Source organism: Actinomadura montaniterrae (genome assembly GCF_008923365.1).
GTDB classification, from domain to species: Bacteria; Actinomycetota; Actinomycetes; order Streptosporangiales; family Streptosporangiaceae; genus Spirillospora; species Spirillospora montaniterrae.
In genome coordinates, this window is sequence record NZ_WBMR01000002.1 from 98,979 (window position 1) to 112,322 (window position 13,344).

15 protein-coding genes are annotated in these 13,344 nt (G+C 73.2%); 2 read left to right on the forward strand and 13 right to left on the reverse strand.

All coding sequences use genetic code 11. The features are described 5' to 3' along the window. Position 1 precedes the first annotated feature (1 nt). The 12 genes from F9B16_RS01820 to F9B16_RS01870 form a co-directional block, all read right to left on the reverse strand. Entirely contained in the window at positions 2 to 235 is a 234-nt protein-coding gene (locus F9B16_RS01820) for a phosphopantetheine-binding protein (RefSeq protein WP_151538033.1), read from the reverse strand. Positions 236 to 363: 128 nt separating this feature from the next. Then, positions 364 to 1,167: a glycosyltransferase family 2 protein gene (locus tag F9B16_RS01825; RefSeq protein ID WP_151538034.1), complete on the reverse strand. Its 804-nt coding sequence runs from the start codon at positions 1,165 to 1,167 to the stop codon at positions 364 to 366. Then, positions 1,146 to 1,889, reverse strand: coding sequence for a polysaccharide deacetylase family protein (locus F9B16_RS01830; protein WP_151538035.1), 744 nt, complete (start codon positions 1,887 to 1,889; stop codon positions 1,146 to 1,148). The genes F9B16_RS01825 and F9B16_RS01830 overlap by 22 nt, the downstream gene beginning before the upstream one ends. Then, positions 1,886 to 3,340: an Ldh family oxidoreductase gene (locus F9B16_RS01835; RefSeq protein ID WP_151538036.1), complete on the reverse strand. Its 1,455-nt coding sequence runs from the start codon at positions 3,338 to 3,340 to the stop codon at positions 1,886 to 1,888. Before F9B16_RS01835 ends, F9B16_RS01830 begins: the two co-directional genes overlap by 4 nt. Continuing rightward, positions 3,334 to 4,581 carry a condensation domain-containing protein gene (locus tag F9B16_RS01840; protein ID WP_151538037.1) on the reverse strand — a complete coding sequence of 416 codons (1,248 nt, stop codon included), beginning with the start codon at positions 4,579 to 4,581 and terminating at the stop codon, positions 3,334 to 3,336. The genes F9B16_RS01835 and F9B16_RS01840 overlap by 7 nt, the downstream gene beginning before the upstream one ends. 58 nt (positions 4,582 to 4,639) lie before the next feature. Continuing rightward, positions 4,640 to 5,914, reverse strand: a complete 1,275-nt coding sequence (locus F9B16_RS01845; RefSeq protein ID WP_192808562.1) for an MFS transporter — start codon at positions 5,912 to 5,914, stop codon at positions 4,640 to 4,642. A 2-nt stretch (positions 5,915 to 5,916) separates the two neighbouring features. Next, positions 5,917 to 6,348, reverse strand: a complete 432-nt coding sequence (locus F9B16_RS50605; RefSeq protein WP_192808563.1) for a VOC family protein — start codon at positions 6,346 to 6,348, stop codon at positions 5,917 to 5,919. Continuing rightward, the gene (locus F9B16_RS01850; protein ID WP_192808564.1) at positions 6,345 to 7,154 is read right to left on the reverse strand and encodes a sulfotransferase; all 810 of its coding nucleotides are present in this window, start codon (positions 7,152 to 7,154) and stop codon (positions 6,345 to 6,347) included. The genes F9B16_RS50605 and F9B16_RS01850 overlap by 4 nt, the downstream gene beginning before the upstream one ends. Then, positions 7,151 to 7,993, reverse strand: a complete 843-nt coding sequence (locus F9B16_RS01855) for a sugar phosphate isomerase/epimerase family protein (protein WP_151538040.1) — start codon at positions 7,991 to 7,993, stop codon at positions 7,151 to 7,153. Before F9B16_RS01855 ends, F9B16_RS01850 begins: the two co-directional genes overlap by 4 nt. Beyond that, positions 7,984 to 8,655 carry a hypothetical protein gene (locus tag F9B16_RS01860; protein ID WP_151538041.1) on the reverse strand — a complete coding sequence of 224 codons (672 nt, stop codon included), beginning with the start codon at positions 8,653 to 8,655 and terminating at the stop codon, positions 7,984 to 7,986. Before F9B16_RS01860 ends, F9B16_RS01855 begins: the two co-directional genes overlap by 10 nt. Beyond that, a complete protein-coding gene (locus F9B16_RS01865) occupies positions 8,652 to 9,521 on the reverse strand; it encodes a Gfo/Idh/MocA family oxidoreductase (RefSeq protein WP_192808565.1) in 870 nt (289 codons plus the stop codon). The genes F9B16_RS01860 and F9B16_RS01865 overlap by 4 nt, the downstream gene beginning before the upstream one ends. Positions 9,522 to 9,892: 371 nt before the next feature. Further along, complete coding sequence (locus F9B16_RS01870; protein ID WP_225991252.1) at positions 9,893 to 10,459, reverse strand: TetR/AcrR family transcriptional regulator; 567 nt, start codon at positions 10,457 to 10,459, stop codon at positions 9,893 to 9,895. Between the two features lie 110 nt (positions 10,460 to 10,569). Between F9B16_RS01870 and F9B16_RS01875 the strand changes: the two genes are divergently transcribed. After that, on the forward strand, positions 10,570 to 11,526 hold the full coding sequence (locus F9B16_RS01875) for an NADP-dependent oxidoreductase (RefSeq protein WP_151538044.1): 957 nt from the start codon (positions 10,570 to 10,572) through the stop codon (positions 11,524 to 11,526). Between the two features lie 130 nt (positions 11,527 to 11,656). Here the strand turns inward: F9B16_RS01875 and F9B16_RS01880 are convergent, their stop codons facing one another. Then, positions 11,657 to 12,250: an ASCH domain-containing protein gene (locus tag F9B16_RS01880; protein ID WP_151538045.1), complete on the reverse strand. Its 594-nt coding sequence runs from the start codon at positions 12,248 to 12,250 to the stop codon at positions 11,657 to 11,659. Between the two features lie 533 nt (positions 12,251 to 12,783). Between F9B16_RS01880 and F9B16_RS01885 the strand changes: the two genes are divergently transcribed. Beyond that, on the forward strand, positions 12,784 to 13,158 hold the full coding sequence (locus tag F9B16_RS01885) for an MmcQ/YjbR family DNA-binding protein (RefSeq protein ID WP_151538046.1): 375 nt from the start codon (positions 12,784 to 12,786) through the stop codon (positions 13,156 to 13,158). Positions 13,159 to 13,344: the final 186 nt, after the last annotated feature.

Consider the following 13,344-nt stretch of genomic DNA (forward strand, 5'->3'; position numbering starts at 1 on the left):
GTCAGCCCGCCACGACGGCGGCGAGCCGCCCCAGCACCGGGTTGTCCCGCAGGTCCTGGTAGGAGAAGGACAGGCCGGCATGGCGCGCCTTGCCGATCATGGTGACGCCGAGCAGGCTGTCGCCGCCCAGTTCGAAGAAGTCGTCGTCGGCGGTGACGCCGTCGACCTCCAGGACCTCCTCCCACAGCTCGCTGAGGGTCTGCAGCACCGCCGGGTCGGCCTGGGACACGGACATATCGGACTCCTTGCCTTGTTCGCGGAACACTCCGGCCGCGCGGGAACCACCGCGGGCCTGGCGGGGGGATCGATCGGGTCGGCGGGACGGTCGGCTGGACGGTCGGCTGGACGGAGTGGCCGGGCGGGTCAGGGATGCTGCCTGGTGGAGCGCGGGACGCTGCGTCCGGCCAGGTGGACGAGGTTGAGCATCCGGTTGGTGAGCCGCACCTGCGGGGACGAGCCCGGCACCGGGCGCGCCATGTCCCGGAGCGCGTCGCGCACCGGCAGCGGGCGCGCGTGGTGCCCGGACCCGTACGCGTCCCGCAACGCGCGCAGCAGTCCCTTGCCGTTGCGGTGGACGATCACCATCGAGGGCGCGAAGTGGACCCCGAGGCCGAGCCGGGACAGCCCGCTCACCAGGTCGTTGTCGCTGCCGGGGACGTTGACGGCGGTGCCGCGGGCGGCCAGGAAGTGCTCCCGCCAGACCGCGCTGTTGCCGCCGGCGAAGAAGGTGACCCGCTGCCCGGGCCCGAGGCCCCGGTAGCGCTCCAGGTAGCGGGACTGGCGGGCCTCCGAGAGCAGCCCGGCGTCGAACGGCAGCACCCGCCCGGTGACGGCGCCGCGGTCGGGCGTCAGCTGCGCGGCGATCTCGGTCAGCCAGTCCGCCCGGGGCAGCGCGTCGTCGTCCAGGAACGCCAGGATCGGCGAGCGCGCATGGTCGGCGGCGTGCGCGCGCGCCGGCGTCGCGCCCATCGGCCGGTCGTTGCGCAGCACGCGCACCGGCAGGTCGCCGACCGCGACGGCGTCGGTGATCCGCGGCCGGGAGCCGTCGTCCACGACCAGCACCTCGTGCAGCAGCCCGCCGTCGCACTCGGCCAGCGCGATCAGGCAGCGGCGCAGATCGCGGTACCGGTCCCGGCTGGGAATGATCACGGTGATGGGTGCCACCATTGCCGTCTCCAATCGCGACACAGCCGCGGCCACGAGTCCTCGCGGCCGGCCGGCAGGTAGGTACGTCGGATGTCGTGCGGTGCCGCCGTCCAGGGGCGCGGCGGCGCCTTCACGGTGCCGAAGGCGAGGACGCCGTCCGGGACCGCGCCCGCGGCGGGGCGCAGGCCGTAGGGGTGGGCCAGCGGCGGAGCCGGGTCGCCCAGCCGGTCGCGGACCGCCGCCAGCGAACGGGTGATCTCCGTGCGCTGCTCGTCCGGCCCCAGGGCGGGGAGCTTGCGGTGGGTCACGGTGTGGGAGCCGGCCCGGTGCCCGTCCGCCACGAGGTCCGCCACCTCGTCCCAGGTCATCGACCGGTCGGGGGCGGCGTCGGCGAGCCCGGTGATGACGAAGAACAGGGCCCGCACGCCGAGCCGGTCCAGCACCGGCAGCGCGTGCTCGAGGTTGTCGCGGTGCCCGTCGTCGAAGGTGATCAGGACCCGCGGCCCGGCCGGCGGGTCGAGGTCCGCGCGGACGTCGGCCGGGTCGAGGGCCGGGCCGTACTCGGCGAGCACCGTCTCCAGCCCGCGCTCGAACGCGCCGGGCGTCAGCGAGGTGTAGTGGTCGAGGGTGGGGTGGACGTGGTGGAAGTACAGCACCAGCGGCCAGCCGGGCGCCGCGCCCGCGGCCGCCTGCCGCACCTCGGGCGGCGTCCCCGGCGAGACCGGATCGTCGAGGACCGTCATCGGGCCCAGCCCAGCGCGGACGCGACCGACATCGGCACCGGGACGCCGTCCGCCCGGGCGGCGGCGGTGTTGCGGGCCTCCAGCTGGTCGGGAAAGTGCAGGTCGGGCGGGGCGTCCGGGTAGCCGTCCACCACCGCGTCGTGCAGCACGCCGAGGAGCTTGTCGGTCTGGTCGAGCCCGAACGCGCCGGGCGACATCCCGATGAACAGCTGCCCGCAGTTCATCGGCCGTGCGGGCTGGGCGCGCTGCTTGGCCACCAGCGGGCTGACCGTCTGGCCGCCCAGCATCCCCGCCAGCACCTCGGCGATCAGCGTGACGCACAGGCCCTTGTAGTCGCCGAACACCGGCACCGAGCCGCCGCGTTCCAGGTCACCCGGGTCGAGGGTGGGACGTCCCGCCGCGTCCTGCAGCCAGCCCGCCGGGATCGGCTCGCCGCGCTGCGCGGCCGCCCGGATCTTCCCGATCGCGACGACGCCGGTGGCGAAGTCGACGACGAACGGCTCGTCCTTCTCCGTCGGCGTCACCATGCACACCGCGTTGCTGCCGAGGGTCGGCTTGACCGCGCCCGGCGCCGCCAGGCTCGGCCCGGAGACGTTGAGCAGCAGCCCGACGACGCCGTGCCGCTGGAACGGCCACCGGTAGGCGGCCATCATCCCGACATGGTTGTTGCTGTGCACGCCGACGGCGGCCACGCCGAGCCGGGCCGCCGTCGCGGCGCACCACTCGGCGGCCAGCGCCGCCGCGGGCTGCCCGAAGCCGCCCTGCGCGTCCACGCGGGCGGTCGCGCCCTCCTCGGTGAGGGCCGGCTCGGCGGCGGGGTCGACGCCGCCCGCCGCCACCCGCGCGAGGTAGGTGGGGAGGAGCCCGATGCCGTGCGAGTGGTGCCCGCGGACGTCGGCCTCGACGAGCACGTCGGCGACCAGGTCGGCGGGCCCGTCCGGGCATCCGGCCTCCCGCAGCGCGGCGGCCGCCTTGCGCTTCAGCTCGTCCGGCGCCATCCGCAACTCGGCCGGTGCCAGCGCCGGGGCCGGGGCGGCGCGGTCCCCCCGGTCCGGCCGCTCCGCCCGGTCAGTGCGGGGCTCGGCGATCAGCATGCCCTTGGCCAGCCGCAGGACGACCTCGGCCGGGCGCGGCGCCCCGACGAAGTGCTCGTCGGCCGCGAGCAGCACCGGCGTCTCGCCGCGGGCCCGGCAGGACTCCAGCAGCTCGGCCAGCCGGTCCGGCGGCACCCGGTCGGCGTCGTCGATCACCAGCGCGTGGCCGTCGATCCGGCCGAACCGGGGCCGCAGCTCGCGGCGGAGCACCGCGGCGAGCGTCGACTTGCCCGCGCCCCGCGCACCGCGGATCACGACCGTGTCGCCGTCCGCGACCCGCAGGTCCGCGCCGCGCAGCAGGACCAGCTCGTCGCCCGGCCCGCCGACCGTCACCACCAGGTCGCTGATCGTCAGCATGCCAGCTCCCGGGTGGTGGCCCGGACCCGGTCCAGGGCGCCGGCGAGCAGGCCGGCGATGCTGTCCGGCTCGTACTGGCCGGTGCTGTACTTGATGTGCAGCACGAGCCGGCCGTCGATGACGTCGCCCTCCAGCATCAGCGTGTACGCCTCGGTCTGCCCCTGCGCCCGCCGCCGGCGGATCGGCTGGTCCGCCTCGCCGAGGTAGGCGCCCGGCCTGCTGTTGAGCCGGCCCATGTGCCCGCGGAAGTTGTAGCGGAGCGTGGTGGCGGGCAGGTCGTCCAGCCGGCCGCTGAAGAACCGCAGGGCGTCGAAGCCGAACATGCGGTCGGGGACGGCGCGGACGTCGGCGGGGTCGAAGCGGTCCCGCGCCGTGAAGACGATCGGGAACGTGTTCTGCAGGTACCCGATCGTGTCGATGACGTCGATGCCCATGGGCGTCAGGTGGCGTCCGATGTGGTAGGCGTCGACGGCCACCGCGGGCAGGTCCCAGCGCGCCATCACCGCCTGGGCGGCGGCGTCCAGCAGCACGTCGCTCGGCCGCAGCGCGGCCTTGCGGCAGGCGGCGGTCAGCGCCGCCGTCACGTCGGCCTCCAGCTCGCCGCTGTCGATCCGCATCGTCGGCAGGGTGGCGTCCCCGTCGAGGTCGGTCGGGGGGTTGGCGACGCGGTCCCACGGCCGGTCCAGCCACCGGCCGGCGTCCTGCGCGGCCTCGTCGGACGCGGCCCATTTCTCGACGGCCGCGACGTAGTCGGCGGGCGCGGCGCACAGCGGGCCGGGCTCCCGGTCCCGCAGCGCGCGATCCAGCTCGCCGCCGACCAGCCCCATCGAGAAGCCGTCGAGCGTGAGGTGGTGGACGGTGGCCAGCAGCCGTCCCGGCTCGTCGCCGAACGGGAAGTGGACGACGCGGAACACCTCGCCCTCGTCCGGGCGCAGCGTGCCCTGCAGCCGGGCGATCTCGTCCTCCATCGCGCCGGCGCGCCCCTGGTAGCCGGGCAGCTCGGCCTTCCGCACCACGGTCCCGGCGTCGGCCGGCCGTACCTCGGCGGACCAGCCGGCGGCGCCGTGCCGGTAGGCGGTGCGCAGCGCCGGGTTGCGCTCGACGACCCGCTGCACGGCGCGGGCGAGCGTCCCGTCCGAGAGGCCGGCGGGGACCGTGAACAGCGTGCCGAGGTTGAAGTGCCGCCACTCGCCGAAGTCCATGCGGGTCCAGCGGTACTGGGTGGGGAGCAGACGGGTCACCAGGACACCCTCCTTCTCGCGGGCATCGATCTTGCGGGCATCGGGACGGTGCGCGCCGTCATGCGGTCATCTCCGAGAGCGCGCCCTCGGGTGCCCGGTTGCGCGGATGCCGGACGGCCAGCTCGGCGCTGACCAGGCAGCTCCCGGCCACCAGGGCGAGCAGCACCAGCCAGCCCGCCGAGGTCGCCCGGGACAGCAGGAACGTCACCACCACCGGCCCGGCCGCCTTGCCGATGGAGTCGCCGAGCGCGAACACCGCCAGGTAGCGGCCGCGCAGGCGTTCGCGGGCCAGGCCGATCGAGACCGTCCACTCGCTGGCCGAGGCCGACAGCTCGCCGACCGAGTGCAGCACCACCGCCAGCACCAGCAGGACGACCGCCAGGACCGCCCCGACGTACTGGGCGAGCAGGTAGCCCGCGACCGCGATCGTCATGCCGAGCGCGGCGCGCTGGTAGGACGGGCGGACGTCGGCGGGCCCCTCCAGGCCCTTGGTCGCCCGCACCTGGAGCAGGACGATCATGACGGTGTTGACGGTGAACAGGACCCCGACCACCGCCTTGGGCGCGTCGGTGTGCTGGACGACCCACAGCGGGACGCCGACCGTGAAGATCGTCGCTTCGAGCAGGACCAGGACGTTCAGCACCGACAGCAGCGTGTAGCGCCAGTCGGACAGCACCTCCGCGTAGCCGCCGCGCGCCTTGGCCGGCGCGGCGTCCTCGCCGTCCCGCGCGGCGCTCGCGAGCGGCGGCGGGACGATGCCGACCACCAGCACGATCGCGACGAAGAACGACAGCGCGTCCAGCCCGAAGGCCAGCACGTACCAGAAGTGCGAGCCGAGCCCGAGCACCACGGCGGCCAGCAGCCCGCCGACGCCGTACCCGGCGTTGCGCACGGACCGGTTGAACGCCAGCAGCCGGTTGCGCGCCTCGCCGTCGGCGATCTGGGCCATGAAGGAGTGCTTGGCGGGACGTCCCGACGCGTCCGCCATGTTGGCCAGCAGCACCGTCAGCACCAGGACGCCGAAGTTCCGGGCGAACATGTACCCGGTGGTGCCGATCCCCGCCAGCGCGAACGCCGTGATCACCAGCGGTTTCGCGCCGAACCGGTCCACGAACACCCCGCCGAACGGGACGAGCACCGCGCTGCCGATCCCGGCGATGCTCATCGCCAAGCCCACGGTGACGGCCTTCATCCCGATCTGCTGGGTGAAGTAGATGATGACCAGCGGCGTGATCAGCCCGGTGCCGAGCGAGTCGGCGACCGCGACCCACGCCCAGCGCCGCACGGCCGGGACGTCGGGAAGGCCGACCAGGCGGCCCAGCAGCCCGCTCACCCTCACCACTCCGGGCGGGAACCGTCGCGCTGCAGGAACTCCAGCCGGTTGCCCAGGTTGTCGAACGCGTAGAAGCGCCGGTGGCCGGGGAAGTTGTCGTCCCAGGTGACCTCGACGTCGTTGCCGGTCAGCCGCTTGGCCAGCCCGTCCAGGTCCGCCACGCGGATACCGGGGTGCGCCTTGCGCGCCGGGCGGAAGTCCTGCTCGACGCCGAGGTGGATCTCCAGCGTGTCGGCGCGCACCCACAGCCCGCCCCGCGCGGCCAGGACCGGCGGCTTCTGGATCTCGATCATGCCGAGGACGTCCACGTAGAACCGGCGGCACTCGTCCTCGCTGCCGGGCGGGATGGCGATCTGCACGTGGTGCAGCCCGTAGCCGAACGGCGACTCGTGGTCGGGCCCGTATCCCTGCTCCGAGATTTCGTAGTCCGTCATGTCGTCGAGCTCTCCATTTCACACAGGGCCCGCCAGACCCGGGCGGTGCCGGCGGGCAGATGGTCGGTGCCGGGGTCGGGCCGGGTGGCCCGCAGTCCCGTCACGTACGGTCCGAGATCGAGGTCGCAGAAGGCGGAGAGCCGGTCCGTCGCGCGCCCCTCGCAGAGCGCCCGATAGCCGATCACCAGGACGCGGTCCGGGTCCAGGCCGGGGGCGGTCTCCAGCCAGGGGCGGTGCCAGGCCGCCCACTTCGCGCAGGCGTCCTCGACCGTCCGGGGACGCCAGGGCCGGTCGCCGGTCCATTCCAGCTGGGACGCCGCCGCCTCCAGCGGGTTCCGGACGAGCAGGACCAGCCGCGCGTCCGGGACGGCCGACAGCACGGCCGGCAGGTCGAGGAGGTACTCGTTGTACTTGTCGCCCCAGCGCGGCCACGGCGCGTACGCCTTGGCGATGACGTCCGCGACGAGCGCCGCGGCCGGATCGCCGGGCGCGTCAGCCGGGCCGTGCGCGTCGTGGGCTCCTCGGGCGGCCGCTGCCGCAGCTTCCCGGAGCACGTCGTCGACGCCCTTCAGCCAGCGGTCGGCGCCCTCGCCGGCGGGCGGCCGGCGCCGCAGCGCGTACGCGATCTCGTCGGCGCGGAAGTGCCGTCCCGCCAGGTCGGCGGCGGTGGTCCAGCGCGACAGCAGGTACGGCAGCTTCCCGTTCACGGTGAAGATGCCGCCCGCGTCCGCGTACGCCCGGCTCAGCGCGTGGGCCAGCGCGGTGGTGCCCGACCGCTGCGCCCCCAGCAGCAGCAACGCGGTCACCGGTCCACCAGCTCCTTGAGCAGGCGCATGCACTCGACGCTGGCCTCGTGCCCGCCGTCGGTGAAGTCGTCGCCCCACGGGGTGTCGCGCTGCCGCTGGTTCAGGACGCGGCCGATGCGCCAGTGCGTCTCCAGCGAGAGCCATCCGGCGTAGCCGTCGGCGCGCAGCGTGTCGACGATGTCGCCCCACGGCAGGTCGCCGTCGCCGAGCCGCACGTACCCGCTCGTCCCGGCCGGGTCCTTCACGTGCACGTGTTCGATCAGGTCCTTGCCGAGCTCGTACTCGGCCGGGAACGGCGCCGCGTGCATGCCGCTGAACACGCTGTTGCCGGGGTCCCAGAGCACGCCCAGACCCGGCACGTCCACCGCGTCCAGGAACCGCAGGACGAGTTCCATGGTCGGGGTGTTGGTCCGCGTCCCGGTCTCGACGAGCAGCTTCACCCCGTCGAGGTCCACCCCGTCGAGCACCCGCCTCGCGGCCTCGGCCGCCCCGGCGGGATCGGGGTCGCCGTCCCGGTAGAAGGTGAAGATCCGCACGTGCGGCGCGCCGAGCACGCGCGCCTGCGCGACGGCCCGGACGAGCACGGCGCGGGCCTCGGCGACCTCCTCGTCCGTGCGCGGGCGCGGGACCTTCAGCGCGGGCGGGCAGAACCCGGCGACGGCCAGTCCCCTCCCCTCCAGCTCCCGGACGACCTCGCCGAGCCGCTCGTCGGTGAGCTCGTGCGGCGGGACGTTGCCGACCGAGCGGATCTCGAGCCCGGCGAACCCGCACCCGGCGGCCGCGTCGGCGGCCCGGCCGAGGTCCTGGTCGACCTCGTCGTTGATCACGGCTAGGCGCATTCCACGGCCTCCCAGGCGGTCCGGAGGACGCGCAGGTCCTGGTGCGGCGTCCCGGCGCGCGACTCCACGGTGACGTCGACACGGGCGTCGCGGAACGCCGCCAGCCAGCCCAGGTCCCCTTCGGTCAGCGGCCGGTGCGCGCGGTCCGGCTCGAACCCCTTCACCTGCACCGCCGCCGTCAGCGGCGCGAGATCGCCGAGCGCTCCGCGGAAGTCGGCGGCGATGTCGTCCAGGCCGAGGTTGTCCAGGACGAGGCGGCAGCCGTACCGCTCGCAGAGCCTCACCAGCTCGTCCGGCCCGGCTCCGCCCCGATGGGTCTCGACCAGCACCTGCTCCGGCTTCCGGTCGGCGGTGAGCGCGCGCATCTGGCCGGCGGTCGCGTCCGCGTCGAGCGCCCCCGGTGCGGCGAAGACCTTCACGCTCTCGCCCGGGAACCGCTCGGCGGCCTCGCCGTCCCGGCCGGGGCGTCCCAGCGTCACGGATATCCCGACGAACGACACCGGCAGGCCGCACAGCCCGGCGAGGCCCTGCTCCTCCCAGCGATGGCCCTTGCCGGCCCGCAGGTCGGCGACCGTCCCGCCCGCCCGCCGGACCAGGGCGGCGAACTCCGGCGCGTCCAGCCCGGGCGCCGAGCCGGACGACAGGCCGAGGCGCGCGCTCACCGCGCTCCCGCCTTCCGGATCTCGTCCAGGACGACCGTCACCGGCCGCGCCCGTTCCAGCGAGCACAGGTCGGGCCCGTGCGCGAACTCCTCGTAGACCTTGGCGCGCATCGCGCCGGTCGGCTCGGCGGGGAGCGTCCGCGTGCCGTCCTCGTCGCGCAGCTGCACCGCGCCGTCCGCGATCGTCACGGACCGGCCGTCCCCGGCGATCACCAGGTGCTCGGCGCGTGCCGGGACGTCCGCCGCGATGGTGAACGCCAGCGTCGAGCCCGCCGTGAACCGGACGAGCCCGCTGACCCGCACATCGATGCCGGGAGCACATTCCCGATGATCACGCAGATCGACCGATTCGACCTCTCCCAGCAGTTGGCAGGCCAGATCCAGGTAGTGGACGCCGAGATGCGCGGTGATTCCGCCGAGCGCCCGCCCGGAATCGGCTCGCCAACCGGTGTAGTGCGTCGCCGCGTCTCTCGGACGGCTTACGAGCAGCGTTCCGGTCGCATCCTTGAAAGGCCGGTCCAGCAGCTCTCGCGGAAGCCGGAAACGGTGCTGCAACATCACGCCCATTGACCCGGGGAGCCGATCGAGTTCCGCGACCGACATGCACGGCGGCTTCTCCAGCAGCACGGCCTTGCCGGCCGCCGCGGCCGCGGCGGCCAGCTCGGCGCGTCCCCCGGGCGGCAGGCACAGGGCGATGGCGTCGACCTCCGGGTCCGCCAGGACCGCCGGCCATCCGGGCGCCCTGGTGAACGGTTCGACGCCGACGTCGCGATCGGATTCCAGAACCGAGTGCACGGCCACGCCCGGCACCTGCCGGATCGCCTCGGCGTGCTGCCGCCCGGCCTTTCCGAATCCCGCGATCACCACACGCAAAGGGTCCTCCGATCAACGGATTCCTTCGGTCGCGAACCCCAGAAACATAAGGGCACGCTCTCATCGGAGGCAACCCATGAAAGTGACGCAATGCGGACACGCGCCCAATATTCAATTCTCGATCGGTTTTATATGTATTTGGCCCGGCGAAAGCCATCCGACACATCTTTTCGGCACCATCAATTGATCACGCCTGCCGCCTTCCCCGACATCCCCGAGCAGCGATGATCGTGCCATCGTGAACCATAGGATGGCGTTCGGCCGGCCAACAATCTTGTGCGCCTTACTCCAGTTAAACGCCTTTAGCCCCCTTTAGTGCGTTGTGCTCACACCGACGGAACGCTCCCCGCCGCCGCGATCCAGGCTCAGGCCGGCCGGGCCGGGGGGCGGAGGCCGTCCATCAGGAGGTCCAGCAGGCGGCCGGCCCTGGCTTCGTGTTCGGGCCGGGGGGCCACGGTGAAGATGCCGATGAGGGAGGCGGCGATGTCCTCGGCCGCGACGTCGGACCGGAGGTCGCCCGCCGCGCGGCCGGCGTCGAGGATCGCGGTGATGGCCGCCAGCAGCTCGCTCCGGGTCCGCGCGTGGGCGATCTCGCCCGACTCGATCATCGCGAGCAGCGTGTCGAGCATGCCGTTCTTGGCCGCGATCCAGTCCCCGAACAGGTCCATCCAGCGCCGCATCGCCGCGGCCGGGGCCAGCCGGCCGAGCAGGTCGCGGGCGCCGCTCGTCAGCCGCACGACCTGGTCCCGGTAGACCGCGTCGACCAGCGACTCGCGGGTCGGGAAGTGCCGGTAGAGCGTGGCGATGCCGACTCCGGCCTCGCGGGCGATCGCGCGCATCGACGGCTCGCCGTCGGCCGACGCGAACACGCGGGTCGCCACCGCGAGCAACTGGTCGCGGTTCCGGGCGGCGTCCGCCCGCGGCGCGCGCATCTCCGCCTCACTCAAAACGGATCACGCTCCGGTTGTGTTACGGTCGTCCATGGAAACGGAGCATAGTCCGTTTCGACGCGCTCCCTCGTTCCCCAAGGAGACAGGCGTACATGCAGGAACAGAGCGATCAACCGCCGGCGGGCAGGAGCAGGGCGGTCCGGCTCGATTCATTCGGCGGCCCCGACGTGCTCGACGTCCGCGAGGTTCCCGCTCCGCAGGCCGGCCCGGGACAGATCCGCGTGCGGGTCACCGCCGCCGGCCTGAACCCGATGGACTGGATCATGACCGCCGACGCGAACACCGCCGCCCGGTTCGGCCTGAGCCTCCCGGCCGGGTTCGGGACCGACTACGCGGGGCTGGTCGACCAGGTCGGTGACGGGGTGACCGGCTTCGCGCCCGGCGACCGGGTGTTCGGGGGCGCCCTCTCCCGCGCGGTCGCCGACTTCGTGGTGATCGACCCGGCCTCGGAGACCGCGGCGAACGAGGCCCACCACACTCCCGGCGGCGTCGACGACCGCACCGCCGCCACCCTCACGATCGCCGGCCGCACGGCATCCGCCGCCCTCGCGCTCGTCGACCCCGGCCCGGACGACACGGTGCTGATCGGCGGCGCGGCGGGCGGGGTCGGGGTGTTCGCCGTCCAGCTGGCCCGGATCGCGGGAGCGCGCGTCATCGGGACGGGATCGGCGGCATCGTCTGACTTCCTGCGCGACCTCGGGGCCGAGCCGGTCGCCTACGGCGACGGCCTGGCCGACCGGGTCCGATCCCTCGCACCCGGCGGTGTCACCGCCGCCATCGACCTGCACGGGACGGAGACGGTGCACGCCGCAAGGGAACTCGGCGTCGCGGACGGCCGCATCTGCACCATCGCCGCGCAAGTCGACGGCGTCCCGGCGGCCAACGGCGCGAACGCCGCCGCCGGCGCCCTGGAAGAGGTCGCCCGCCTGGTCGCGGCGGGCCGGCTCCGGGTGCCCATCGCGGCGAGCTTCCCGGTCGAGCAGATCCGCCGCGCGGCCGAACTCCAGGCCGGCCGCCACGTCCACGGCAAGGTCGTCATCGACCTCTAGACGCCCGTCGCTGCCGGGGCATGGGCTTCGGGGAACTGCGGGTGTGCCGGTGAATCCATTCTCAAGATCAGCTGGGCGCCCGACCCGCGGCAAGAGAGGCCGTCTGTGCTGCGGCAGCGCCCGAGATGAATCATCCGGTCAAGGAGCGCAGGTAGGCCATAAGGGCCTTGCCGCGGGGAGAGAGGCGGTAGCCGATCTCCAGGCTTTCGGTGAGGCCGAGGGCCTTGAGGCGGCGGACGTCGGCCTTGAAAGGGAGTTTGTCGCGGTCCAGGCGTTCGGCCAGGTCCAGGGCGCGCAGGCCGGGATGTTCCTCGATGAGGCGGAGGACCTCGCGGGTCCAGGGGGCGCGGCGGCTGCGGGCGTCGACGGCGTCCAGGGCGGCTTTGAGATCGGCCAGTTCCTCGCCGGTCAGGTCGGCGTTCGCGGCCAACTCCGATCGGGGATCGGGGCCGCCGAGGTGGAGCATGACGCGGTGGTAGCCGCCCTGTTTGGTGCTCTTGGACAGGGCGGTGAGCAGTGCCGCGCGGTCTTGGAAGCCCGACCGCACGGCGTCCTCCTCGGTGATCTCCTCGGGGGTGACGGCCGTGACGGAGTCGATGACGACGATCCCCGCCCAGGTGCGCTGGGTGCTTCCCGCGCGGACCCGGGGCTCGGCCCACACCCGGAACACCCGGTCGATCCGCCCGCCCGCGATCCCCTCAAGGACCTCCCGCCTGAACAGCATCGTTCCCTCCCGGGTGAAACGCCCTCGTGCTGCCTTCTTCCTAAGTACCTAAGAAAAGCACTCCCACCCGGGCGGGTGACCCAGCGACGTCCAACCGGCCTGATGCCAGCGCACGGGTATCGGCTGGGCTCAGATGAAGTGGGGCTTGTCGCGGCTGGTCAGGTCCAGCGCCACGTTTCCTGGCGTGCAGACCCTGAGCGTGGTGCCTCTGCGGATCCCCGCAGGCACTCGAAGAGTCACTCTCCGCCAGCTTCGTCTCCCGAGCCCGCTGGCTCGGCAGCGGCGGCAACGCTCGCGGGCCGCCCACGTGCTGCCCTGGCAGCGTCGGCACGCCGAGCCATCACCTACCCCCTGCACTCGACGCCGATTTTATTTTTGGAAAGACTGATAAAGACCGTATGGCTCTGGAGCGACGTGTTCGACGGCCGCCGGACTCGACCGCGTCCTGGCAGAGCGGGCGCCTCGGGCACCTTCGGGGTTTGTCGGCCGATAGCCTGCACGTGTGCAGAAACCGGTGTCCGGGAGCGACCAGGATGGCTGACGCCGAAGACGTTCGCCGGCTGGCGCTCGCGCTACCCCACGTGGTCGAGATCGACAGCGACGGCTTCGATTTCCGGGTCGGCGGCAAAGGGTTCGTCTGGTCCTACCCCGAGCGCAGGCCGGGGAAGCCGCGCGTCATCCGGACCGACATCGCCGTCCTGTACGTCGGGGACGAGGCCGAGAAGCAGGCGTTGCTGCTCGGTGAGCCGGAACGCTTCTTCACCACACCCGCCTACGACGGGATGCCGCTGGTCATGCTGTGGCTGGGCGAAGTGGACGTCGACCGCCTGGAAGAGCTCGTCACCGACGCCTGGCGCATGCGCGCACCGGACGCGCTCGCCGGCGACCTCGACGACGCAGCCGAGTAACCCAGCACACGTTCCTCGGCGGCGGTAGAGGGCACCCGCCGAGTCTGGCGGACATATGATCAAGAGTCCTTTATGTAATTACTTGTCGTATTTATCGAACAACGGAACAGGTCCCGCGCCGGCGAGGGGCGTTGGCGCGGGCCTGCACGAAACAAGCGGCTCGGCGGTCACGGCGACGTGACCGCA

Bases quoted from the DNA above. Each gene is read 5' to 3' on its own strand.
- F9B16_RS01825 (WP_151538034.1), bottom strand. From the start codon at position 1,167: ATGGTGGCACCCATCACCGTGATCATTCCCAGCCGGGACCGGTACCGC.
- F9B16_RS50605 (WP_192808563.1), bottom strand. From the start codon at position 6,348: ATGACGGACTACGAAATCTCGGAGCAGGGATACGGGCCCGACCACGAG.
- F9B16_RS01875 (WP_151538044.1), top strand. From the start codon at position 10,570: ATGCAGGAACAGAGCGATCAACCGCCGGCGGGCAGGAGCAGGGCGGTC.
- F9B16_RS01835 (WP_151538036.1), bottom strand. From the start codon at position 3,340: ATGCTGACGATCAGCGACCTGGTGGTGACGGTCGGCGGGCCGGGCGAC.
- F9B16_RS01820 (WP_151538033.1), bottom strand. From the start codon at position 235: ATGTCCGTGTCCCAGGCCGACCCGGCGGTGCTGCAGACCCTCAGCGAG.
- F9B16_RS01870 (WP_225991252.1), bottom strand. From the start codon at position 10,459: ATGCGCGCGCCGCGGGCGGACGCCGCCCGGAACCGCGACCAGTTGCTC.
- F9B16_RS01885 (WP_151538046.1), top strand. From the start codon at position 12,784: ATGGCTGACGCCGAAGACGTTCGCCGGCTGGCGCTCGCGCTACCCCAC.
- F9B16_RS01855 (WP_151538040.1), bottom strand. From the start codon at position 7,993: ATGCGCCTAGCCGTGATCAACGACGAGGTCGACCAGGACCTCGGCCGG.
- F9B16_RS01830 (WP_151538035.1), bottom strand. From the start codon at position 1,889: ATGACGGTCCTCGACGATCCGGTCTCGCCGGGGACGCCGCCCGAGGTG.
- F9B16_RS01880 (WP_151538045.1), bottom strand. From the start codon at position 12,250: ATGCTGTTCAGGCGGGAGGTCCTTGAGGGGATCGCGGGCGGGCGGATC.